This is a genomic window from Bradyrhizobium arachidis (assembly GCF_024758505.1).
Lineage (GTDB): Bacteria > Pseudomonadota > Alphaproteobacteria > Rhizobiales > Xanthobacteraceae > Bradyrhizobium > Bradyrhizobium manausense_C.
The window spans coordinates 6,448,244-6,469,769 of the sequence record NZ_CP077970.1 but is presented as its reverse complement, the minus strand read 5'-3'; the positions used below and the strand labels follow the sequence as shown (position 1 = coordinate 6,469,769).

Below are 21,526 nucleotides of genomic sequence, written 5' to 3'. Positions count from 1 at the left end.
GAATTTCGCGGCTGTGTTTGAAATGTTGTTTGAACGCTGCCTGGTTTCGGTAGGCGCGTATCACACTCTCCGCTGTCATCGCCCGACTTGATCGGGCGATCCAGTATTCCAGAGACAGCGACGAATACGGAGAAGGCGCGGCGTACTAGATGCCCCGGTCAAGCCGGGGCATGACACCGGTGGCCCCGGTTAGCTCAGGCCGGCATCCGGTGCATCGCGCAGATCTTGTTGCCGTCGAGATCACGCAAATACGCGAGATAGAGCTTGTTCCCCGCGCCCTCGCGGATGCCGGGCGGATTCTCGATCGGCGTTCCGCCGGCAGCGACGCCGGCGGCGTGCCACTTGTCGACCTGCTCAGGCGAGTTGGCGGCAAAGCCGATGGTGCCGCCGTTCGCGCAGGTTGCCGGCTCGCCGTTGATCGGCTTGGACACGGAGAACACGCCGGTCTTGGTGATGTAGAAAATGCGGTGGCCGTCGACCCGCGCGGGCCTCACCTCGAGCGTGCCGAGCAGCGTGTCATAGAACGCCTTGGCCTTGTCGAGATCATTGGTGCCGACCATAATGTGCGAGAACATGGTTCTTCCTTCCTCAGTCTTTTGTGGTTAGAACGCGGTGTAGCCGCCGTCGATCACAAAGGTGTCGGCGGTGTGATAGGACGATGCCTTGCTCATGAGATAAACGGCGATGCCGCCGAAATCGCTCGGCTCGCCAAAACGCCGCTGCGGAATGCGCGGCATGACGTTGGCGACGAATTTTTCGTTGGCCATGAGACCTGATGTCATGTCGCTCTTGATCCAGCCCGGCAGGATCGCATTCGCGGTGACGCCGTGACGTGCGAGCTCGACGCCGAGCGCGCGCACCAGCGCGTTGAGCGCGGCCTTGGTCGCGGCATAGTGCTCGTTGCGGGCGGTGCCGAAGATCGAGGCGAGGCTCGAGGTCGCCACCAGCCGGCCGAAGGGATCGCCGGCATTGGCGCGGTCGGTCATGTGTTTTGCGGCAGCCTGGAAGGCGTGGAACACGCCGTCGAGATTGGTCGAAAACATCGTGCGCCATTCCTCCTCGGTGCGCTCGACGAAGGAGCGCCGGCCGCCGCCGCCGATGCCGGCATTGGCAAAGCAGCCGTCGACCCGGCCGAACGCGTCGAGCGTCGCCTTCATCGCATCGTTGACTGACTTCGGATCGGTGACGTCGCAGACGCGGCTCTCCACCTTGCCGGGCGCTCCCGCGAGGCTGGCAGCGGCGGCCTTGTTCTTGTCGGCATTGCGGCCCCAGATCGAGACATTGCAGCCCTGGCCGGCGAGCGCCTGCGCGATGCCGAGCCCGATACCGCCATTGCCGCCGGTGATGACGGCCACGCGGCCGCTGAGATCGAAGATATTCATGAAAGTTTCCCTGGAGCGTTTTCCGTTTCTTCGCACCTTCTTGGCACTTTCTTGGCACCGCGCGCGCCAGCCGGTGCGCGCAAGATGGTCTGATATGCCGATGCGATATGTCCTGACAACCATGGACAAGGCCGCGGCAAAAATCAAATATGCGCCCCGACAAAGCAATTCCGATCCGCGGAACAGCGCGGATCGCAACTGACGAGGAAACAATGCAGTTCAAACACGTCACGCTCGAATTCGACGGGCCGGTCGCAATCCTCAAGCTGGACCACCATGAGGTCATGAACGCGGTCTCGGTGGATATGCTGGGTGGGCTGGCCGACGCGCTCGATGCGATCGAGGAGAAGAAGGACGAGGTGCGCTGCATCGTGCTGACCGGGGCAGGGCGCGCTTTCTGCACGGGTGCCAATCTGCAGGGGCGCAACAACCAGTCGAAGAAGACCAAGGCCGGCCTGACGCTCGAGACCGGTTTCCACCCGTTCCTGCGGCGCATCCGCAACCTGCATTGTCCGATCGTCACGGCGGTCAATGGACCGGCCGCCGGCGCCGGCATGAGCTTCGCCCTGCTCGGTGACATGATCCTGTGCGCGCGCTCGGCCTATTTCCTCCAGGCTTTTCGTCGCATCGGCCTGGTGCCGGATTGTGGCTCGACCTGGCTGTTGCCGCGCCTCATCGGCCGTGCGCGCTCGATTGAATTGTCGTTGATGGGCGAGCGGCTGCCGGCGGAGAAGGCGCTGGAATGGGGCCTCGTCAACCGCGTCTATGACGACGGCGCGCTGATGGAAGAGGCGATGAAGCTCGCGCAAGACCTCGCCAATGGCCCCACGGTGGCGCTGTCGCTGATTCGAAAACTCTATTGGGACAGTCCGGAGAATTCGTTCGAGGAGCAGCTCAATCTCGAATTCCAGTGTCAGTTGCGCGCCGGCGATACGGAAGATTTCCGTGAGGGTGTCGGCGCGTTCCTCGAGAAGCGTCCGGCAAAATTTCGGGGCAAATGATCGAGACGGAGCTTTCCCGCAGCGTCGCGCGCTGGTGCCCGGGTGCAACCGGCGCGACCCGCGCCGCAAAGCTGTCCGGCGGCGCCAGCCAGGAAACCTGGCGCTTCGACATCGTGCACCCGGACGGCAATATCGGTGCGATCTTGCGCCGCGCGCCGCCGGGCTCCGGGGCGTCGTCGATGCGCGGGCCTGGCCTCGAGGCCGAGGCAACCTTGATGCAGTTCGCGCATGATGCCGGCGTGCCATCGCCGCGCGTGCTGCATGTGCTGACGCCGGACGAGAACCTTGGCGCGGGCTTCATCATGGCGCGTGTCGAAGGCGAGACCATTGCGCGCAAGATTCTGCGCGATGAGGAGTTCGCCGCGACACGCCCGATCCTGGCGCGTCAGATCGGCCGCATCGCCTCAGGCCTCCACGGTTTGCCCGCAGCGAAGCTGCCAAGCCTTCGCACGGTGACGTCAACCGGCGAGATCGCCGATCTCGCGCGCGAATATCGCGGCCTCGGCCGGCCGCGTCCGGTGGTCGAGCTGGCGCTGCGCTGGCTGAGCGACCACGACCCTGGTCTATCGGCGGAGGTGACGCTGGTGCACGGCGATTTCCGCAACGGCAATCTGATCATCGGCGCCGAGGGGGTGCGCGCCGTGCTTGACTGGGAGCTGGCCCATCTCGGCGATCCCATGGAGGATCTTGGCTGGATCTGCGTCAATTCCTGGCGCTTTGGTGAGATCGACAAGCCGGTCGGCGGCTTTGGGTCGCGCGAGGACATGTTCGCCGGCTACGAGGAGAGCGGCCGCGAGGTCGACCCCGACCGCGTGATGTTCTGGGAAGTGATGGGCACGCTGCGCTGGGGCATCATGTGTAGCCGCATGATGCAGCGTTTCCGCACCTGGCCGGACCATTCGATGGAGCACGCCATGATCGGCCGCCGCGCCTCGGAAACCGAGATCGATCTGTTGCGGCTGCTCGCGCCGCGCGGGAGGTGAAGATGCAGGACGAACCGACGCCGATCGAATTGACCAAGGCGGTCGCCGATTTCCTCCGCAACGACATCACGCCGCTGATCAGCGGTCACCAGGCCTTCAAGCTGCGCGTCGCCGTCAACATCCTCGATCTTGTCACGCGGCAGTTGACGCGGGAGGAGGGGAGCGATGCGAGGGAGGTGGAACGGCTGCGCACGCTGCTGGGCACTGAGGGCTCCGTCGTGGAGCTGAACCGTGTTCTCGCCGAACGCATCGCGAATGGCGAGGCCGATCTCGCGACGCCAGGTCTTGCCGAGCATCTATGGGCGACCACGATGGACAAGCTCGCAGTCGATCAGCCAAACTACGCGTCCTACAAGCGGGAGCTGTCGAGAGACGGCTAGGCGTTGCCACATTTTCCGTCATTGCGAGCGCAGCGAAGCAATCCAGAGTGCCTCCGCGGATACAGCCTGGATTGCTTCGCTGCGCTCGCAATGACGATGTTGAGGCAGGCGAGCCACTCTCTCTCCCCCGTCATTCCGGGGCGCGACGAAGTCGCGAGCCCGGAATGACGAGGGAAGAGACGGTGCTACTTCCCCAGCCACTTCGGCGGCCGCTTCTCCGCAAACGCCTTCGGGCCCTCGATGTAATCCTGCGAGGCCACCATCGCCTTCACCGCCGGGTACTCCCGCTGCTCCTCGATCGCCTGCTCCAGCGATACCGCAAGGCCCTTCTGAATGGTCTGCTTGGAAGCGCGGATCGACATCGGCGAGTTCTTGGCGATCGTCTCGGCCCAGCGCAGCGCGGCCGATAGTGCCTCGCCCTGCGGCACCACCTCGTTGACGAAGCCGAGTTCAAGACCTTCGCGGGCCGAGACATGGCGCGCGGTGAGGATCATGCCCATGGCGCGCTTCAGCCCGATCTGCCGCGGCAGCCGGTGCAGGCCGCCGGCAAGTGCGGCAAGCCCGACGCGCGGCTCGGGCAATGCAAACGTTGCATTCTCCGACGCAATGATGAGGTCGCAGGCGAGCGCGATCTCGAAGCCGCCGCCCATGGCGACGCCGTTCACCGCGGCGATGATCGGCTTGTCGCAATCGAAACGCGAGGTGAGGCCGGCAAAGCCGCCCTTGTCCCAGCCGCGCTTTCCGCCTGCCGCCTGCCACTTCAGATCGTTGCCGGCGCAAAACGCCTTGTCGCCGGCGCCGGTGACGACCGCGATCCACTGGTCGGGATCGGCCGAGAAATCGTCAAACACCCTGTTGAGCTCGAAATGGGCATCGATATGCAGCGCGTTGTAAACCTGGGGGCGCGACAGCGTGATGATCGTGATCGGTCCCTTGCGTTCCACCTTTGAAAATTTCAGCTCCATGGTCGCTCCCGCGTTTTCTGTGGCAGAGAATATTGGCGACCATACTAGCGCGCGTCCACACTCGCGCACCACTGCAATTGCGCAATGCGCCTTGTGCGCTTCACGCGTCTCACCTTGCTTGACTTGCGTGCGGTCTTCTCACCTTAATCGATCGCAGCAGAATGTGCGCCTAGCGCCTTAACGCAAAAACACAAAATCAAGCCGGGAGAGACTGCCGTGGATTTCTCTTTGCCTGCCGATCTCGTCGCCTATCTCGGAGAGCTCGACCGCTTCATCGAGCGCGAGATCAAGCCGCTGGAACAGGCCGACGACAACATCCGCTTCTTCGATCATCGCCGCGAATGGGCGCGCACCGACTTCGAGAATGGCGGCCTGCCGCGGCATGAGTGGGAGGCACTGCTGCGCAAGGCCAAGAACCTTGCCGACGACGCCGGCCATCTGCGCTTTCCGGTGCCAAAGCAATATGGCGGCAAGGACGGTTCCAACCTCTGGATGGCCGTCATCCGCGAGCACTTTGCCGCAAAAGGTCTCGGCCTGCACAACGACCTCCAGAACGAGCATTCGATCGTCGGCAATTTCCCCGTCGTCACCATGCTCGACCGCTATGGCCGCGACGACCAGAAGGCCATGATCGACGGCTCGATCAGGGGCAAGTACCGCATCACCTTTGGCCTGACCGAGCCGCATCACGGCTCCGACGCGACCCACATGGAGACGCGCGCCGTGCCGGCTGTGCGGGACAACGTCAAGGGTTGGATCATCAACGGCGAGAAGATGTGGACGACCGGCATGCATGTCGCGACCCACTGCGCGCTGTTCGCGCGCACCTCGGGCAACGACGGCGATGCCCGCGGCATCACCTGCTTCCTGGTGCCGGCAAAGAGCGAAGGCGTGAAGGTCGAGGAATATATGTGGACCTTCAACATGCCGACCGATCATCCCCGCGTCAGTTTTACCGACGTGTTCGTGCCTGAAGATGCGCAGTTCGGCGAGGTCGGTCGCGGCCTGTCGCTCGCACAGTGCTTTGTGCACCAGAACCGCATCCGGCAGGCGGCAAGCTCGCTTGGCGCGGCCGTCTACTGCATCAACGAGAGCGTCAAGTATGCGCGCGAGCGAAAACCGTTCGGCCGGGCGCTTGCCGAGAACCAGGCGATCCAGTTCCCGCTGGTCGAGCTTGCGACCCAGGCCGAGATGCTGCGGCTCCTGATCCGCAAGACGGCCTGGGAGATGGACCAGCTCAACGAGGAGCAGATCGAGCGCACGCTCTCCGACCGCGTCTCGATGTGCAACTACTGGGCAAACCGTCTCTGCTGCGAGGCCGCGGACCGCGCCATGCAGGTCCATGGCGGCATGGGCTATTCACGCCACAAGGCCTTCGAGCACATCTACCGCCACCACCGCCGCTACCGCATCACCGAAGGCAGCGAGGAGATCCAGATGCGGAAGGTGGCTGGGTTCCTGTTCGGGTATATGGGGCCGGGGAAGCACTAGGCGTCATTGCGAAGCTTCGTGGGGTGGGCAAAGCGAAGCGTGCCCACCACTTCTGTCGCACGCGTGGAAGAGTGGTGGGCACGGCGCGCGAAAAGCGCGCCTTTGCCCACCCTACGAAATCAATTCACCCTTCGATCCTTCCCCGCCCAGAACGGCTCGCGCAATTCCCGCCGCAGGATCTTGCCTGAGGGATTGCGGGGCAGGGCCGGGATGAACTCGACGCTCTTCGGCGTCTTGTAGCCGGCGATGCGCTCGCGGGTGAAGTTGATGATGTCGGTCGCAGTCGCCTGCTTGCCGGGTTTCATCACCACGATGGCCTTGACCGCTTCGCCCCATTTGTTGTCGGGCACGCCGATCACGGCGGCCTCCGCGACATCAGGATGATCGCAGACCGCACTCTCCACCTCGGCCGGATAGATGTTTTCGCCGCCGGAGATGATCATGTCCTTGATGCGGTCGTGAATATAGAGATAACCGTCCTCGTCCATGTAGCCGGCATCACCCGTGCGCAGCCAGCCGTCAGAGCGCAGCGTCGCCGCGGTCGCCTCGGGAAGGTTCCAGTAGCCGGACATGTTGTGGTCCGAGCGCGTCGCGATCTCGCCGACCTGGCGCGGCGGCAGCGGCTTGCCGTCGCCATCGAGAATGGCGAGCTCGACGCCGGCCAGCGCCTTGCCGGCCGAGCGCATCCGCTCCAGGCCCTCGACGTGGTCTTCCGGCGGCAGCGCGACAATCGTGCCGGTCGTCTCGGTCATGCCGTAGAGTTGCACAAAACCGCATTTGAAGACCTCGATGCACTCCTTCAGCAGCGCCGCCGGAATCGGCGAAGCGCCGTAGAGCATGTATTTCAGCCGCGAGAAATCCATGGTTTTTGCGCGCGGCTGCCGCACCACGAATTGCATCGCCGCCGGCACCATGAACAGTTTTGTGATGCCGAACGTCTCGAAGAAGTCGAGCACTTTTGTCGGATCGAACTCGCGCGCGATCACGCTGCGCGCGCCGTGGCCGAGGCCCACCACGCCCCAGCCGGAGCCGCCGATATGGAAGATCGGCATGGCGATCAGCGACACGTCGTCGGTCGTCCATTTGTTCCAATCCGGCGTATCAGCGGCGCCGCCGGCCTCCAGCAGGCTCTTGAAGTTCGAATGCGACAGCATCGCGCCCTTCGGCTTGCCTGTCGTGCCGGACGTATAGAGCTGCATCGCGATATCAGTGGCGCTGATCGGCACCTCGGGGTCGCTGCCGTTCTGCGCCTCGCGCCAGGGCGTAAAATCCTGCCATTCCGGCGCGCCGCCTTCGGTGGTGATGATCGTGCGCACGCCCGGCAGCTTGTCCCTGATCTGGCGAACCAGCGTGATGAACTCCGGCCCCACGAACAGCACCGGCGCCTTGCAGTCATCAACGATGAAAGCGACCTCGGGCCCCGCGAGCCGCCAGTTCACTGGCGCCATCACCACGCCAGCCTTCACCGCGCCCATCAAGAGCTCGAAATAGATGTCGCTGTTCTTGCCGAGATAGGCGATGCGGTTCCCTTTGGTCACGCCCATCGCGATCAATGCATTGGCGACCTTGTTGGTCTTGATGTCGAACTCGGCAAAACTCGTGAGGCGGCCCTCGAATTCATAGGCGACGGCATTGCCGCGGCTCCTGGCGCGCTCGCGCACCATGTCGGCGAGGTCAGCCGTTGGCTGTAGCGTGGACATGTCTTTCCCGTGACGTTTGTTGTTGTTGTCGTGCGGAGTGTGGCGTCATCCGCGGGTAAAGACAATATGCGGAGAGGAAAGCGCCGCTGCTTCAACACGTCGTCCTGGACAAGCGAGCAAAGCGAGCGCTGATCCAGGACCCATTACCACAGGACGCAGTTTGACGAAGACCTAGGGTTGCCAGCCTCGCGCCGCAACTGCACCCTGGGGTAATGGGTCCTGGCTTTCGCCAGGACGACGACAGAGTTTGCAGCGACGACAGCGCCTCAGCCTCTCGCCGCGCGATCCTTCTCGTTCTGCGCCTTGATGCTGTCGCGCGCCTTGGTCCAGTCGTCGTCGCTCCAGTCGCGGAGCTGGTAGAAATTGCCGCCCATCGCGAGCGCCTGCGCGCCGTCCATGGCGATGGTCTCGCCGTTGATCCAGTCGCAGCCGCCGGAGATCAGGAACACCGCGAGGTTCTGCAATTCCTCCATGGTGCCGACGCGGCCCATCGGATTCATCGCCTTGGTGCGCGCACCGGCCTCATCGCCCGGCTTGATGCGCTTGCTCATGCCCTCGGTCGGAATTTCGCCGGGCGCGATGGTGTTGAGGCGAATGCCGTAGCGGCCCCATTCGGTCGCAAGCGACATGGTCATGGCGTGGATCGCCGACTTGCTCATCGCCGAGGGGACGACGTAGGGCGAGCCATTGCGCACCCAGGTCACGGTGATCGAGACGACGTTGCCCGGCTGCCGCGCCGCGATCCAGCGCTTGCCGACCGCTTGCGTCACGTAGAACGTGCCGTGCATGACGATGTTGGCGACCGCATCGAAGCCGCGCGGCGAGAGCTCTTCCGAGCGCGAGATGAAATTGCCGGCGGCATTGTTGATGAGATCGGTGAGCGGCGCCTCGCGAAAGATGTTCTCGATCATCTCTTCGACGGCAAGCGCGTTGCGGATGTCGACGCCATGGCTGGTGACGCGACCGCCGTAGAGATCCATCAATTCGGTCGCGGTCTCGTCGCACACGATCTTGCGTCGGCCGCAGATGTGAACCTCCGCGCCAAGCTGGAGGAAGCGTGCCGCCATCGACTTGCCGAGCCCGGTGCCGCCGCCGGTCACCAGGATGCGCCGGCCGGCCAGAAGATTTTCCTTGAACATGGGTGTTTCCCCCGTAGGGATTGTCAGTTAATTGGTCGATTGACTAAATCCGGACGCCGGCTTCCTGTAAAGCGGCATCGAACAAGAACAGGCAAGAACCGAGGAGAATTGATCCATGGAAGAGCGCGTCTCGATCACGGTTTCGGAAGGCGTCGCCGATGTTCGTCTTGTACGAGCGGACAAGATGAATGCGCTGGATCAGGCGATGTTCGATGCGCTGGTCGGTGCAACCGACCGTCTTTCAAAGGAAAAAGGCGTGCGCGCCGTCGTGCTCTCGGGCGAAGGCCGCGCCTTCTGTGCCGGCCTCGACATGGGGCGTTTTGCCGCCATGAAGGAGAAGGGCGGCAACGGAATTCCGGGTGGCGAAAATCGCGATCTCACCAAGCGCACGCACGGCAAGGCCAACTTCCCGCAGCAGGCGGTGTGGGGTTGGCGTCAACTCCAGGTTCCCGTGATCGCCGCGATCCACGGCGTTGCTTTCGGCGGCGGCTTTCAGCTCGCGCTCGGTGCCGACATGCGCTTCCTCGCAGCGGACGCGCGGATGTCGATCATGGAAATCAAATGGGGCCTGGTGCCTGACATGGCGGGCACGCCGATCCTTGCGAGCCTCGTGCGCGACGATATCTTGCGCGACCTCACCTACACCGGCCGCATCTTCTCCGCACAGGAGGCGCTCAGCTACGGCCTCGCTACGCGCATCTGCGACGATCCCCGCGCTGCGGCTCTCGAAGTCGCACGTGAGATCGCAGGAAAAAGCCCGGATGCGATCCGTGCGGCAAAACGCATGCTCAATAATCTTTCGGTCGATCCGGGTCCCGCATTGCTCGCGGAGTCGGTCGAGCAGCAGAAGCTGATCGGTAGCCCGAACCAGACCGAGGCCGTGCGCGCCAACATGGAAAAGCGCGCGCCGAGGTTTGCTGATTAGCGGTCTCTCCGTCATGGCCGGGCTTGTCCCGGCCATCCACGTTCTTGGCAGAGGCGACGAAAGAACGTGGATCACCGGGACAAGCCCGGTGATGACAACTAACTGGCTGTGTCGCCAGACAACAAAGAAAAACAACAATGAGCGAAACGTCCCAAAACTTCCTCGGCATCGTCTCCGGCGAGCGCAGCCGGGCGCATGCCGACGTCGCCGACCGTGCCGATCGTATCGCGAGTGGCCTTGCCAAAATCGGCGTCAAGCAGGGCGACTGCGTCTGCATGCTCCAGCGCAACGACATCGCCTTCATCGAGGCGGCGTATGCGGCGATGCGGCTGGGCGCCTATGGCGTGCCGATCAACTGGCACTTCAAGCCGGAGGAGATCAACTACATCCTGAAGGACTCCGGCACGTCGGTGCTGATCGGTCATGCCGACATGCTGCACGGCCTGCGTGACGCAATTCCCAAAGGTGTCACCGTGATCAGCGTGCCGACGCCGCCCGAAATTCTCAAAAACTACAAGATCGATCCCGATCACCTCAGGACGCCCGATTTCGCGATCGACTTCGAGTCATGGCTGGCGCAGTTCCAGCCCTATGACGGCCCCGTCGTGCCGCAGCCGATGAACATGATCTACACGTCCGGCACGACGGGCCATCCCAAGGGCGTGCGGCGTCACGCGCCGACCCCGGAGCAGCAGGCAGCCGGCGAGCGCATGCGCGCGATGATCTACGGCCTCAAGCCCGGTGCCCGCGCGCTGCTGCCGGGGCCGCTCTATCATTCCGCGCCGAACTCCTTTGGCCTGCGCGCCGGCAAGCTCGGTGGCGCGCTGGTTTTGATGCCACGCTTCGAGGCCGAAGAATTTCTGGAGCTGATCGAGCGGTACAAGGTCGACACCATCTTCATGGTGCCGACCATGTTCATCCGCCTGATGAAGCTGCCGGAGGAAGTGCGCAAGCGATACGTCGTGTCCTCGCTTCGTCATATCATCCACGCCGCCGCGCCATGTCCGCCGGACGTCAAGCGTGCCATGATCGAATGGTGGGGGCCGGTGATCTTCGAATTCTATGGCTCGACCGAGTCAGGCGCCGTCACCTTCGCAACCTCCGAGGACGCGCTGAAGAAGCCCGGCACCGTCGGCAAGATATCGCCGGGCGCCGAGCTGCGTTTCCTCGGTGAGGACGGCCGCGTGCTGCCGGTCGGCGAGATCGGCGAAATCTATTCACGCATGCGAGAGACGGCGGACTTCACCTATCACAACAAGTCGGAGAAGCGCACCGAGATCGACCGCGAAGGATTTATCACCTCTGGCGATGTCGGTTACATCGACCAGGACGGCTATGTCTTCATCTGCGACCGCAAGCGCGACATGGTGATATCAGGCGGCGTCAACATCTACCCCGCAGAGATCGAATACGTGCTGCACGCCGTGCCCGGCGTGCATGATTGTGCGGTGTTCGGCATCCCCGATGCCGAGTTCGGCGAAGCGCTGATGGCGGTGGTCGAGCCGCAAGCCGGCACGACGCTGGACGCCGCCGAGATCCGCACGCGGCTGAAGGCTTCGCTAGCCGACTACAAGGTGCCGAAGCACATCGAGATCCACACCCAATTGCCGCGCGAAGACTCTGGAAAGATTTTCAAGCGCCGCCTGCGCGATCCCTATTGGGAACGGGCCGGGCGAAAGATTTGAACCGCGTACGTAGGGTGGGTTAGCGAAGCGTAACCCACCTCTTCTGTTGACGCGGAAACCAAAGTGGTGAGTTACGCCTTCGGCTAACCCACCCTACGATCCCTACTCAAACGCAAGAGAGGCTCCCATGAGTGATGCAGCAGGCGCAGCGAAGTCCGGGGCGAGGGAAGTCCTCTACGAGGTTGCCGACCACATCGCGACCATCACGTTGAACGCGCCGGAGCGCATGAACACGATCTCCGGTCCGATGCTCAACGACCTCGCGCGGCACCTGACCGAGGCCAATGAGGACCCGATGGTCCGCTGCGTCATCCTCACTGGCAACGGGCGCGCGTTCTGTGCCGGCCTCGATCTGCGAAGGGAGCGCGACGGCAACGGTCTATCCGCGGCATCCTCACCGACCACGCTGAACCTGCGCAACACCCCGCCGACCGTGCTGCAGGCGATGGACAAGCCGACCATCTGCGCCGTCAACGGCGGGGCGGCCGGCTACGGCATGGACACCGCGCTCGGCTGCGACATCCGCATCATGGCAGAGTCCGCAAAGCTCGCCGCGGCCTTCGTCAAGCGCGGCGTGGTGCCGGAGTCCGGCGGCACCTGGCTGTTGCCGCGCATGATCGGTTGGGCCAAGGCGTCGGAGCTGATCTTCACCGGCCGTACGCTCAGTGCGAGGGAATGTCTGACATGGGGCCTCGCCAACGAGGTTGTGCCTGACGCCGAATTGATGGGCCGCGCTCGCACGATCGCCCGCGAGATCGCCGCCAACGCACCGCTCGCCGTCCAGGCCTCGAAGCGCATGATGCGCATGGGCCTGAACGAGACCTTCCCCGACCACGTCCACCACGTCTATCTCCAGCTCCTGCCGCTGTTCAAAACCCAGGACATGGCCGAGGGCATGAAGGCCTTTATGGAGAAGCGCGAACCGAAGTTCGAGGGGCGGTAGGCGGCTCCTCCCGGCCAACGTGCCGTGAACGTCCTCCCCGATCAGTGCGACTAAGCTTGGAATGAGGACCTGACCCAGGACTCTCATGGACATGGGAGTGCTGAGATGAATCGTCTTACGAAAGCCCTTTTGCTCGCCGGCGGTCTCGTCGCCACGACGGCCGTGTTGGCAAGTCCGGTCGCGACAGGCCCCACCCACGCGAGCCCGACAAAGAGCATCCATATCGGCTGGGATCGCACGTCCAGGTCGGACAACACTCTGGACCAAACCTGGTGGGCGGTCCGGAGCCATTGCCCCTCTGACACCGTCGCCCAGCGCCTGTTCTGTACCGCTGTCTCTTACGTATTGCCGACAGGGGCCGCAGGCAACTATTTCGAATCGAAGGTGTCCGACGACACCGGCCTGCCGTTGCCCGAGCGCTGGGACGTCACGACCGCGAAGAATTCGCCGTTCATCAGCTCGGTTCATGCCGAGACGCCGCTCGATCTCGCGTCCGTGCTCGGCTTCTATCGTGCCGAGCTCGAAAAGCGCGGCTGGACGGAGAATGATGGTGCAGCCATCGAGCCGGACCGTGCCGTAATCGCGTTCAAGGCGTCAGGTAGACCGGCGCTGCTCCGGCTCACCCGCGAGGGCGACATGACGATCGCCGATCTGTCGTTGCGCAAGGTGGCCGAAGCGAAGGGCGGCCTGCAGCCGAAGCCGGGGCAGGTCAAACTGATGCTCGGCAACCGAACAGATGAAGAGGCCGTCATCACCATCAATGGGCAGACCATCAAGTTGGTGGCTAAAGCCGGGGCTGACTTGACTGACTCCGCCGAGGACGCAGACAAAGTGCCGGCCAGCCAAAAGATCGACCTGCCGCCGGGCAGGTACAAGATCACCCTCAAGGTGGCGAGCAGCGCGGCACAGAACCGGGAGTTCGAGGTCGCCGCCGACGAGACCTGGGGTCTGCTGGTCGGTCCGGATGGCGCCGCGCTCCCCATACACCTCTATTGAAGCGGCGACGTGCGTATGAGGGACGTCTGTTCGTAGGCGCAGGCCAACCTGGCTGGCACCTCGGCGCTTTGCCGCGCCGCCCCCAAGTTTATCTTGCACTGCGGCAAAAAACTTGCACACTCGGCTGGGCCGGGCAGTTTAGGAAGCTCGAAGCGGAGCTAGCCATGTCCCTCCAGACCGCACCTTCAGACGCCGCCATCGACCGTCCCAACCGCGCCGACGAAGCTCAGGCGCTGGAGGCGGATGCGCGGCTGCGGGATGACATCCGCCTGCTCGGGCGCATCCTCGGCGATACCGTGCGCGACCAGGAGGGTGCCGAAACCTTCGATCTGGTCGAGCGCATCCGCCAGACCTCGATCCGGTTCCACCGCGACGAGGACCGGCTCGCCCGCCGCGAGCTCGAGCAGATCCTCGACGGCATGTCGATCGCCGACACCGTGCGCATCGTCCGCGCCTTCAGCTATTTCTCGCACCTCGCCAACATCGCCGAGGACCACAACAACATCCGCCAGATGCGCGCGCGGAGTGCTGCCAAGAGGAATGAGACCAGCGGCGGCGCCGGCGTGCTCGCCGACACGCTCGCCCACGCCCGGGACGCTGGCCTGAGTGCCGAGGAGCTGCGCCAATTCTTCAAGGACGCGCTCGTCAGCCCCGTGCTGACCGCGCATCCGACCGAGGTCCGCCGCAAGAGCACCATGGACCGCGAGATGGAGGTCGCCGCGCTGCTCGACCATCGCGAGCGCGTCGCGCTGACGCCGGACGAGGCCGCGGCCAGCGACGAGCAGTTGCGCCGCGAGGTGCTGACGCTGTGGCAGACCAATCTGCTCCGCAGGACCAAGCTCACCGTGCTCGACGAGGTCGCCAACGGCCTGTCGTTCTACGACTACACCTTCCTTCGCGAGGTGCCGCGGCTGGTCAACACGCTGGAAGACCGGCTGGAGCAGAGCGGCGAACAGGCGGCAGCGGAACTCGCCTCGTTCCTGCGCATGGGAAGCTGGATCGGCGGCGACCGCGACGGCAATCCCTTCGTCACCGCAGAGGTGATGCGCGGCACGCTGCGGCTGCAGTCGAGCCGGGTCATGCAGTTCTATCTCGAAGAGCTGCACAAGCTGGGTGCCGAACTCTCGATCGCCGCCCATCTGGCCGACGTCTCCGAAGAGCTGCGTGCGCTGGCCGAGCGTTCGCCCGACACCTCGCCGCACCGGAGCGGCGAGCCCTATCGCCTCGCGGTGTCAGGCATCTATGCCCGACTGACTGCGACGGCCGAGAAGCTGAAGGTCGAGATCACGCGCCGTCCCGTCGGCAAGGGCGCGCCCTATGAGAGCGTCAGGGAGTTGCAGGCCGATCTCGACGTGCTGCACCGCTCACTGATCTCCAACAACGCCCGCGTCATCGCGCGCGGCCGGCTGCGGCTGTTGCGCCGCGCGGTCGATTGCTTCGGCTTCCACCTCGCGCGGCTCGACATCCGCCAGAATTCGGCGGTGCATGAGCGCACCATCGCCGAGCTAATGGATGCCGCCAACCCCGGCATGTCCTATCTCGCGCTCGGCGAGGAGGCGCGCATTGCGCTGCTCACCAACGAGCTGCGCAGCACGCGCTCGCTGGTCTCGCAGTTCATCAAATACAGCGACGAGACGCTGGGCGAGCTTGCGGTGTTCCGCGAGGCCGCCGAGGCCCATGCGAGTTTCGGCACCGACGTGATTCCCCAATGCATCATCTCGATGTGCAAGGGCATGTCCGACATGCTCGAGGTCGCCGTGCTCCTCAAGGAGGTCGGTCTCGTCATTCCCTCGGGCCGCAGCGCCATCAACATCGTGCCGCTGTTCGAGACCATCGAGGATCTGCAGGCGTCAAGCGGCATCATGGACCGCATGCTGTCGCTGCACGATTATCGCCGTCTCGTCGACAGCCGCGGCAGCGTGCAGGAGGTGATGCTCGGCTATTCCGACTCCAACAAGGACGGCGGCTTCGTTACCTCGGGCTGGGAGCTCTACAAGGCCGAGATCGGCCTGGTCGATGTGTTCGAGCGCCATGGCGTGCGCCTGCGTCTGTTCCACGGCCGCGGCGGTTCGGTCGGCCGCGGCGGCGGGCCGAGTTATGACGCCATCATCGCGCAGCCGGGCGGTGCAGTGAACGGCCAGATCCGCATCACCGAGCAGGGCGAGATCATCTCGTCAAAATATTCCAACGCCGAAGTCGGCCGCAACAATCTGGAGATCCTTGCTGCCGCCACGTTGGAGGCGAGCCTGCTGCAGCCGCGCCAGAGCGCGCCGCGACGCGAATACCTCACAGCGATGGACGAGCTGTCGAACCTCGCCTTCAAGGCCTATCGCGGCCTTGTCTACGAGACCGACGGTTTTGTCGACTATTTCTGGTCGTCCACCGTGATCAACGAGATCGCGACGCTCAACATCGGCAGCCGCCCGGCCTCGCGCAAGAAGACCCGCGCGATCGAGGACCTGCGCGCCATTCCCTGGGTGTTCTCCTGGGCGCAGTGCCGGTTGATGCTGCCCGGCTGGTACGGCTTTGGCAGCGCGGTCGAGACCTGGATCGCCGAGCATCCCGACAAGGGCATGCCGTTCCTCAAAGAGCTCTACCGCGACTGGCCGTTCTTCCGCATGTTGCTGTCGAACATGGATATGGTGCTCGCAAAGAGCTCGATCGCGATCGCCTCGCGCTATGCCGAACTCGTGCCCGACGAAGCCTTGCGCGAAAAGATTTTTGGCCGCATCCGGCGCGAATGGCATTCCTGCATCGAGACGCTGCTCGACATCATGGGGCAGGATCGCCTGCTGCAGGGCAACCCATTGCTCGAGCGCTCCGTGCGCCACCGTTTCCCCTATCTCGACCCGCTCAACCACGTGCAGGTCGAGCTTTTGAAGGAGCATCGCGCGCAAAACCCCGACGAAGCCGTGCTGCGCGGCATCCAGCTCACCATCAACGGCATTTCCGCGGGGCTGCGGAATACGGGTTAGAAAGGAACGTCATTCCGGGGCGATGCGCAGCATCGAACCCGGAATCTCGAGATTCCGGGTTCGGTCCTGCGGACCGCCCTGGAATGACAACGCCGTCAGACCGGATCCCACGTAAAGATATCCGCGGAGCGGTCGAGCTTGTAGAACGAGCCCTTCAGAGCCGGCATGCCGTGTTCGGCGATCGACTGCGGCGTCCAGCCCTCGCTCCGCTGCACCGAGCGGATTGGACGATTCTGACTGAACAGGAAGATCTCGTTCATGCGCACGCCAAAGATCTGGCCGGTGACGTCCTTGGCGGGATCGGAGAGCAGATAGCCGCAGAGCGGCGCGATCTTCTCCGGGCCCATCTGCTTGATCTTCTCGACCCGCGCCTTCTCGGCGTCGGTCTCGGTCGGGATGGTGCCGATCATCCGGGTCCAGGCGAACGGCGAGACGCAGTTGGAGCGGACGTTGAAGCGGCCCATGTCGAGCGCAATCGATTTTGACAGGCCGACGATGCCGAGCTTGGCGGCGGCGTAGTTGGCTTGTCCAAAGTTGCCGATCAGGCCGGAGGTCGAGGTGAAGTGCACGAACGACCCGCTCTCCTGTTCCCGGAAAATCCGCGCGGCCGCGTGAGAGACGTAGAACGAGCCCATCAGGTGCACCTTGATGACGGCCTCGAAAGCTTCCACGCTCATCTTGTGGAAGATCATGTCGCGCAGGATGCCGGCATTGTTGACGACGCCGTCGAGCCGGCCGAAATGATCGGTCGCGGTTTTTACGATCTTGCTCGCGGGGATCGCTTCCGCGACCGACTCGAAGTTGGCGACTGCGGTGCCGCCGCGCTTCTTGATCTCCTCGACCACCTCCTCGGCGGGCGCAGCGTTCGAACCGGCGCCGTCGGCGGCTCCACCGGGATCATTGACGACGACTTTTGCGCCTTCCGCCGCGCAGAGCAGTGCGATCTCGCGGCCGATGCCGCGGCCGGCGCCGGTGACGATGATGACTTTGTCCTGCAGTGATTTTGTCATGTGGATGCCTCCTGTTGTCTCTGTCATTCCGGGGCGTGCGAAGCACGAACCCGGAATCTCGAGGTTCCCCGATGCGCAATTGCGCATCTGTGGTCTGGTCCTTCGGACCATCCCGGAACGACGAGAAATTACCTCTCGTTCGTAAACACGATCGTGCCTGACGCCGCGAACATGCCGCCGACGCCGTGACACACTGAAATCTTCGCGTTCGGCACCTGCGCCGGCGCGATGCCGCGCATCTGCCGCACGCTCTCCTGCAGCGCGTACATGCCGTACATGCCCGAATGCATGTAGGAGAGGCCGCCGCCATTGGTGTTGAGCGGCAGTTTTCCGCCCGGTCGCGTATTGCCGTCGGCGATGAACTTGCCGGCTTCCTCGTAAGGCATGAAGCCGAGGTCGCCGAGGCCGAACAGCGGCAGATGCGCAAAGGCGTCGTAGATCATGAGATGGTCGACGTCCTTGTGCGCGATGCCCGCCTCCTTGAAGGCCAGCGGTCCTGCGACCTTGAAGGCGCGCGAGGAATTAAAAGTCTCCATCTGGCTGACCATCGGCGTCTCCACGCTCTCGCCGGTGCCCATGATGTAGACGGGCTTGCGCGGAAAGTCCTTGGCGCGGTCGGCCGAGGTGAGGATCAGCGCGCCGCCGCCATCGGTGACGAGGCAGCATTGAAGCAGCCGGAACGGGTAGGCGATCATGCGCGAGTTGAGGACATCAGCGACCGTGATCGGCTCCTTCATCATCGCGCGCGGATTTTTTGCCGCCCATTCCCGCTGCATGACGGCCACAGAGGCAAGCTGCTCATGGGTGATGCCGTAGGTTTTCATGAAGCGCAGCACGGGAATCGGGAACATGCTGGGCGGGCCGTACACGCCGTAGGGCGCCTCGAACTGGCCCTGCAGGCTGTCGGCGGGAATCGAGCGCGGCGCCTTGCCGATCATCGACTTGCCGCTCTCGGCATGGGTGATCAGCACGGTCTTGCACAGACCGGCCTCGATCGCGGCCGCGGCATGGCGGACATGCAGCATGAAGGAGCAGCCGCCGACCGAGGTGCCGTCCACCCAGGTCGGCTTGATGCCGAGATAATGGCAGACCTGCTGCGGCGTTTCGACCGCGGTGGCAAAGCCGTCGATGTCGGACAGTTTCAGACCGGCGTCCGCAATGGCGTTGAGCGCGGCGTCTGCGTGGAGCTGGAGCTGCGACATGTTGGGGATGACGCCGAGCTCGGTGGTTTCGGCCGCGCCGACGACGGCAACCTGGTTCCTGCGCATGGCCGCTTACCCCTTCGCCGGACGGAACACGGGGAGGGTGATCTTGTCGTCGAGTTTTTCGAAGGCGACCTCGAGCTTCATGTCGAGCTCGAGGGCCTCAGGCGTCTGCGGGCAGTCGATGATATTGCTCATCATCCGCGGCCCCTCGGCGAGCTCGACCACCGCGATCGCATAAGGCGGCGTGAAGCCGGGCGCGGCGGGGCGGTGGTTGATCACGTAACTGTAGAGAAAACCCTTGCCACTCGCCTTGAAGGTGCTGACCTTGCGCGAGGCGCATGACGGACAGAACGGGCGCGGTGGGAAATAGACATGCGCGCAGGCGTCGCAGCGTTGCAGGCGCAACTCGCCGGCCTTCGTGCCGTCCCAGAAATGCTGGGTCTCCGGCGTCGGTTTCGGTCGCGCGCGCTGCGGTTCGGCCATGTTGGCAAATCCTCCCAAGCCGGGCTTCACGCCCGCTGTTTCGATCTTGATGCGACAATCGACCATTGGGCGTCAACGGTCCAGCAACGCGCGCGCATGCCATCATGCGCACAATGCTTGTATCGGACTGAGCCAGCGGGATAGATTGCGCCGCGCCAAAATATTCCGTGAGACAGACATGCCCGCTCTTCCGACGCTCGCCACGCTTGCCGCCGATCTCGACAGCGGCCGCACCACGTCCCGAAAGCTGGTCGAGGACTGCATCGCCAAAATCGCCGACCCCGCAGGCGAGGGCCAGCGCGCCTTCATCCGTGTCGACAAGGATGCGGCACTGGCAACGGCGGATGCGATGGATGGCTTGCGCAAGGCCAAAGCGGCGCCGTCGCCTTATGCCGGAATTCCGGTCTCGATCAAGGATCTCTTCGACGTCAAGGGGCAGACCACGCGCGCCGGCTCTCGCGCGCTCGACGATTCCGATCCGGCGGAGCACGATGCGGCGGCAGTGGCGCGGCTGCGCCAGGCCGGCTTCGTGCTGATCGGCCGGACCAACATGACCGAGTTCGCGTATTCCGGCATCGGCATCAATCCGCATTTCGGCACGCCGAAGGGCGCCTGGAACCGGGCCGTGGGCCATGTGCCGGGCGGCTCGTCGTCGGGCGCGGCGGTGTCCGTGCTTGATGGCATGGCCCATGGCGCGCTCGGCACCGACACCGGCGGCTCCTGCCGCATTCCGGCCGCCTATAACGGAATTGTCGGCTACAAGCCGACGCAGCGCCGTGTGCCGCTGGATGGTGCGGTACCGCTGTCGTTCTCGCTCGACAGCATCGGACCCTTGGCACGATCGGTCAGTTGCTGTGCCATACTCGATGCCGTGCTGGCGAACGAGCAGGTCGCGCCGCTGAAGCCGCGCTCGGTGCGGGGCATGCGGCTCGCGGTGCCGACGACCATTGCGCTCGACGATCTCGATGCGCCTGTCGCACAGACTTTCGAGCGCGCGCTGAAGGCGCTCGCCGATCATGGCGCCATCATCGAGCGGATCGAGATGACGGAATTCCACGACATTGGCCCGATGAACGCCAAGGGCGGCTTTGCCGCCTCCGAAAGCTACGCCTGGCACCGTTACCTCATCACCGCCAAGGGCGATGTTTATGACCCCAGGGTCGCGGTACGCATCATGCGCGGCGAGGCGCAGAGCGCGGCCGACTATATCGATCTCCTCAACGAGCGCCGCTCACTGATCGCGCGGGTCAATGCGCGGCTTGCGCCCTATGACGCGCTGGTGCTGCCGACCACGGCGAACACGCCGCCAAAAATCGCCGATCTCGCCGACGACAAGGCGTTCACCATGCAAAATCTGCGCGCGCTGCGCAATTGCACCCTGATCAACATGATCGACGGTTGCGCCATCTCGTTGCCTGCGCATCGCGCGGGCGAGGTTCCCGTCGGCCTGATGCTGGCGGCTTCAGGCGGATCCGATCACCGTATCTTTGAACTCGCTGCCGGCATGGAGGCCGTAATTCGTGTTTGACCTGACCTTCACCGTCGACGCGCAAGGTTCGACAACCCCGCTGACGCTCGCGATCGACAAGGCCGTCATCGCCGGCTGGACCGGCCGCGATCCCGTCGCGCGCGACAAGCACATCGCCGAGCTCGAGGCCGTCGGCATTGCGCGCCCGGCCTCGACGCCGATCTACTACCGCGTCTCGGCGCGCCGGTTGACCATGGCCGACAGCATCGAATGCAGCGGCGGTGACTCCTCGGGCGAGGTCGAGTTCGTGCTGATCGGCTGGCAGGGCCGCATTTTTGTCGGCTGCGGCTCCGATCACACCGATCGCAAGGTGGAAGCCTACAGCGTCACCGTCTCGAAGCAGATGTGCGACAAGGTGGTGGCGTCCACGCTGTGGGAACTCGAGGACGTCATCGGCCATTGGGACAGAATGATCTTGCGCTCCCATGCCTGGATCAACGGCGAGCGCGTGCTCTACCAGGAGGGCACGCTGGACGCGATGCTGCCGGTCGATGACCTCATCAAGCGCGGTTTCGACGGCAAAGGCCTGCCCGACGGCTGCGCCATGTTCGGCGGCACCTTCGCCGCCAAGGGCGGAATCCGCCCCGCCGACCGCTTTGAGTTCGAGCTCGAAGACCCAGTGCTGAAGCGTACGATCCGGCATGGCTATGATGTGGTGACGCTGCCGGTGCTGGGCTGACGCGTCCCCGCTGTCATTGCGAGGAGCTCTTGCGGCGAAGCAATCCAGACTGGTTC

Annotated in this window: 20 protein-coding genes; 12 read left to right on the top strand and 8 right to left on the bottom strand. The window is 64.1% G+C overall.

All coding sequences use genetic code 11. The annotated features are described in order from the left end of the window. Positions 1-194 precede the first annotated feature (194 nt). Entirely contained in the window at positions 195-575 is a 381-nt protein-coding gene (locus KUF59_RS29880) for a VOC family protein (protein WP_212455777.1), read from the bottom strand. A 27-nt stretch (positions 576-602) separates the two neighbouring features. Then, on the bottom strand, positions 603-1,382 hold the full coding sequence (locus KUF59_RS29875) for an SDR family NAD(P)-dependent oxidoreductase (protein WP_212455776.1): 780 nt from the start codon (positions 1,380-1,382) through the stop codon (positions 603-605). On the opposite strand from KUF59_RS29875, the gene KUF59_RS29870 reads away from it, so the two are divergent. From KUF59_RS29870 to KUF59_RS29855, 4 genes are read left to right on the top strand one after another with little or no spacing between them, the layout of a single operon-like run. Next, positions 1,381-1,584 (top strand): hypothetical protein, encoded by a 204-nt coding sequence (locus tag KUF59_RS29870; RefSeq protein WP_212455775.1) that lies wholly within the window; start codon positions 1,381-1,383, stop codon positions 1,582-1,584. The two genes, KUF59_RS29875 and KUF59_RS29870, sit on opposite strands and share 2 nt — an antisense overlap. A gap of 10 nt (positions 1,585-1,594) precedes the next feature. Next, on the top strand, positions 1,595-2,383 hold the full coding sequence (locus KUF59_RS29865) for an enoyl-CoA hydratase/isomerase (protein WP_212455774.1): 789 nt from the start codon (positions 1,595-1,597) through the stop codon (positions 2,381-2,383). Then, a complete protein-coding gene (locus tag KUF59_RS29860; protein ID WP_212455773.1) occupies positions 2,380-3,366 on the top strand; it encodes a phosphotransferase family protein in 987 nt (328 codons plus the stop codon). The genes KUF59_RS29865 and KUF59_RS29860 overlap by 4 nt, the downstream gene beginning before the upstream one ends. A gap of 2 nt (positions 3,367-3,368) precedes the next feature. Further along, a complete protein-coding gene (locus KUF59_RS29855) occupies positions 3,369-3,746 on the top strand; it encodes a DUF6285 domain-containing protein (RefSeq protein ID WP_212455772.1) in 378 nt (125 codons plus the stop codon). Positions 3,747-3,931: 185 nt separating this feature from the next. Here KUF59_RS29855 and KUF59_RS29850 read toward each other — a convergent pair whose 3' ends face one another. Then, positions 3,932-4,711: an enoyl-CoA hydratase-related protein gene (locus KUF59_RS29850; RefSeq protein ID WP_212455771.1), complete on the bottom strand. Its 780-nt coding sequence runs from the start codon at positions 4,709-4,711 to the stop codon at positions 3,932-3,934. Positions 4,712-4,927: 216 nt separating this feature from the next. Between KUF59_RS29850 and KUF59_RS29845 the strand changes: the two genes are divergently transcribed. Beyond that, positions 4,928-6,202, top strand: coding sequence for an acyl-CoA dehydrogenase family protein (locus KUF59_RS29845; RefSeq protein ID WP_212455770.1), 1,275 nt, complete (start codon positions 4,928-4,930; stop codon positions 6,200-6,202). 119 nt (positions 6,203-6,321) lie between these two features. Here KUF59_RS29845 and KUF59_RS29840 read toward each other — a convergent pair whose 3' ends face one another. Both KUF59_RS29840 and KUF59_RS29835 read right to left on the bottom strand, forming a co-directional pair. Beyond that, entirely contained in the window at positions 6,322-7,902 is a 1,581-nt protein-coding gene (locus tag KUF59_RS29840) for a fatty acid--CoA ligase (protein ID WP_212455769.1), read from the bottom strand. Between the two features lie 266 nt (positions 7,903-8,168). Beyond that, the gene (locus KUF59_RS29835) at positions 8,169-9,041 is read right to left on the bottom strand and encodes an SDR family oxidoreductase (protein WP_212455768.1); all 873 of its coding nucleotides are present in this window, start codon (positions 9,039-9,041) and stop codon (positions 8,169-8,171) included. Positions 9,042-9,156: 115 nt separating this feature from the next. Here KUF59_RS29835 and KUF59_RS29830 point away from each other — a divergent pair, with 115 nt between their 5' ends. The 5 genes from KUF59_RS29830 to ppc all read left to right on the top strand — a co-directional run bounded on the left by KUF59_RS29830 (position 9,157) and on the right by ppc (position 16,565). Then, positions 9,157-9,966 carry a crotonase/enoyl-CoA hydratase family protein gene (locus tag KUF59_RS29830; protein WP_212455767.1) on the top strand — a complete coding sequence of 270 codons (810 nt, stop codon included), beginning with the start codon at positions 9,157-9,159 and terminating at the stop codon, positions 9,964-9,966. Between the two features lie 137 nt (positions 9,967-10,103). After that, positions 10,104-11,651, top strand: coding sequence for an acyl-CoA synthetase (locus tag KUF59_RS29825; RefSeq protein WP_258767287.1), 1,548 nt, complete (start codon positions 10,104-10,106; stop codon positions 11,649-11,651). A gap of 127 nt (positions 11,652-11,778) precedes the next feature. Further along, on the top strand, positions 11,779-12,594 hold the full coding sequence (locus KUF59_RS29820; RefSeq protein WP_212455765.1) for an enoyl-CoA hydratase/isomerase family protein: 816 nt from the start codon (positions 11,779-11,781) through the stop codon (positions 12,592-12,594). A 384-nt stretch (positions 12,595-12,978) separates the two neighbouring features. Then, a complete protein-coding gene (locus KUF59_RS29815; RefSeq protein WP_258767286.1) occupies positions 12,979-13,590 on the top strand; it encodes a hypothetical protein in 612 nt (203 codons plus the stop codon). 164 nt (positions 13,591-13,754) lie between these two features. Continuing rightward, positions 13,755-16,565, top strand: coding sequence for a phosphoenolpyruvate carboxylase (gene ppc, locus KUF59_RS29810; protein WP_212455763.1), 2,811 nt, complete (start codon positions 13,755-13,757; stop codon positions 16,563-16,565). Positions 16,566-16,660: 95 nt separating this feature from the next. Here ppc and KUF59_RS29805 read toward each other — a convergent pair whose 3' ends face one another. The 3 genes from KUF59_RS29805 to KUF59_RS29795 all read right to left on the bottom strand — a co-directional run bounded on the left by KUF59_RS29805 (position 16,661) and on the right by KUF59_RS29795 (position 19,263). Then, the gene (locus tag KUF59_RS29805; protein WP_212429646.1) at positions 16,661-17,575 is read right to left on the bottom strand and encodes an SDR family oxidoreductase; all 915 of its coding nucleotides are present in this window, start codon (positions 17,573-17,575) and stop codon (positions 16,661-16,663) included. Between the two features lie 128 nt (positions 17,576-17,703). Further along, positions 17,704-18,843, bottom strand: a complete 1,140-nt coding sequence (locus KUF59_RS29800; RefSeq protein WP_212455762.1) for a thiolase C-terminal domain-containing protein — start codon at positions 18,841-18,843, stop codon at positions 17,704-17,706. Positions 18,844-18,849: 6 nt separating this feature from the next. Beyond that, positions 18,850-19,263 carry a Zn-ribbon domain-containing OB-fold protein gene (locus KUF59_RS29795; protein ID WP_212455761.1) on the bottom strand — a complete coding sequence of 138 codons (414 nt, stop codon included), beginning with the start codon at positions 19,261-19,263 and terminating at the stop codon, positions 18,850-18,852. Positions 19,264-19,441: 178 nt separating this feature from the next. Between KUF59_RS29795 and KUF59_RS29790 the strand changes: the two genes are divergently transcribed. Beyond that, entirely contained in the window at positions 19,442-20,791 is a 1,350-nt protein-coding gene (locus tag KUF59_RS29790) for an amidase (RefSeq protein WP_212455760.1), read from the top strand. Then, positions 20,784-21,470 (top strand): DUF2848 domain-containing protein, encoded by a 687-nt coding sequence (locus tag KUF59_RS29785; RefSeq protein ID WP_212455759.1) that lies wholly within the window; start codon positions 20,784-20,786, stop codon positions 21,468-21,470. Before KUF59_RS29790 ends, KUF59_RS29785 begins: the two co-directional genes overlap by 8 nt. The last annotated feature ends 56 nt before the right edge of the window (positions 21,471-21,526 follow it).

Coding starts and splice junctions, on each gene's coding strand:
- KUF59_RS29880 (WP_212455777.1), bottom strand. CDS start 575: ATGTTCTCGCACATTATGGTCGGCACCAATGATCTCGACAAGGCCAAG.
- KUF59_RS29870 (WP_212455775.1), top strand. CDS start 1,381: ATGAAAGTTTCCCTGGAGCGTTTTCCGTTTCTTCGCACCTTCTTGGCA.
- KUF59_RS29875 (WP_212455776.1), bottom strand. CDS start 1,382: ATGAATATCTTCGATCTCAGCGGCCGCGTGGCCGTCATCACCGGCGGC.
- KUF59_RS29865 (WP_212455774.1), top strand. CDS start 1,595: ATGCAGTTCAAACACGTCACGCTCGAATTCGACGGGCCGGTCGCAATC.
- KUF59_RS29860 (WP_212455773.1), top strand. CDS start 2,380: ATGATCGAGACGGAGCTTTCCCGCAGCGTCGCGCGCTGGTGCCCGGGT.
- KUF59_RS29855 (WP_212455772.1), top strand. CDS start 3,369: ATGCAGGACGAACCGACGCCGATCGAATTGACCAAGGCGGTCGCCGAT.
- KUF59_RS29850 (WP_212455771.1), bottom strand. CDS start 4,711: ATGGAGCTGAAATTTTCAAAGGTGGAACGCAAGGGACCGATCACGATC.
- KUF59_RS29840 (WP_212455769.1), bottom strand. CDS start 7,902: ATGTCCACGCTACAGCCAACGGCTGACCTCGCCGACATGGTGCGCGAG.
- KUF59_RS29835 (WP_212455768.1), bottom strand. CDS start 9,041: ATGTTCAAGGAAAATCTTCTGGCCGGCCGGCGCATCCTGGTGACCGGC.
- KUF59_RS29830 (WP_212455767.1), top strand. CDS start 9,157: ATGGAAGAGCGCGTCTCGATCACGGTTTCGGAAGGCGTCGCCGATGTT.
- KUF59_RS29825 (WP_258767287.1), top strand. CDS start 10,104: ATGAGCGAAACGTCCCAAAACTTCCTCGGCATCGTCTCCGGCGAGCGC.
- KUF59_RS29820 (WP_212455765.1), top strand. CDS start 11,779: ATGAGTGATGCAGCAGGCGCAGCGAAGTCCGGGGCGAGGGAAGTCCTC.
- ppc (WP_212455763.1), top strand. CDS start 13,755: ATGTCCCTCCAGACCGCACCTTCAGACGCCGCCATCGACCGTCCCAAC.
- KUF59_RS29805 (WP_212429646.1), bottom strand. CDS start 17,575: ATGACAAAATCACTGCAGGACAAAGTCATCATCGTCACCGGCGCCGGC.
- KUF59_RS29800 (WP_212455762.1), bottom strand. CDS start 18,843: ATGCGCAGGAACCAGGTTGCCGTCGTCGGCGCGGCCGAAACCACCGAG.
- KUF59_RS29795 (WP_212455761.1), bottom strand. CDS start 19,263: ATGGCCGAACCGCAGCGCGCGCGACCGAAACCGACGCCGGAGACCCAG.
- KUF59_RS29790 (WP_212455760.1), top strand. CDS start 19,442: ATGCCCGCTCTTCCGACGCTCGCCACGCTTGCCGCCGATCTCGACAGC.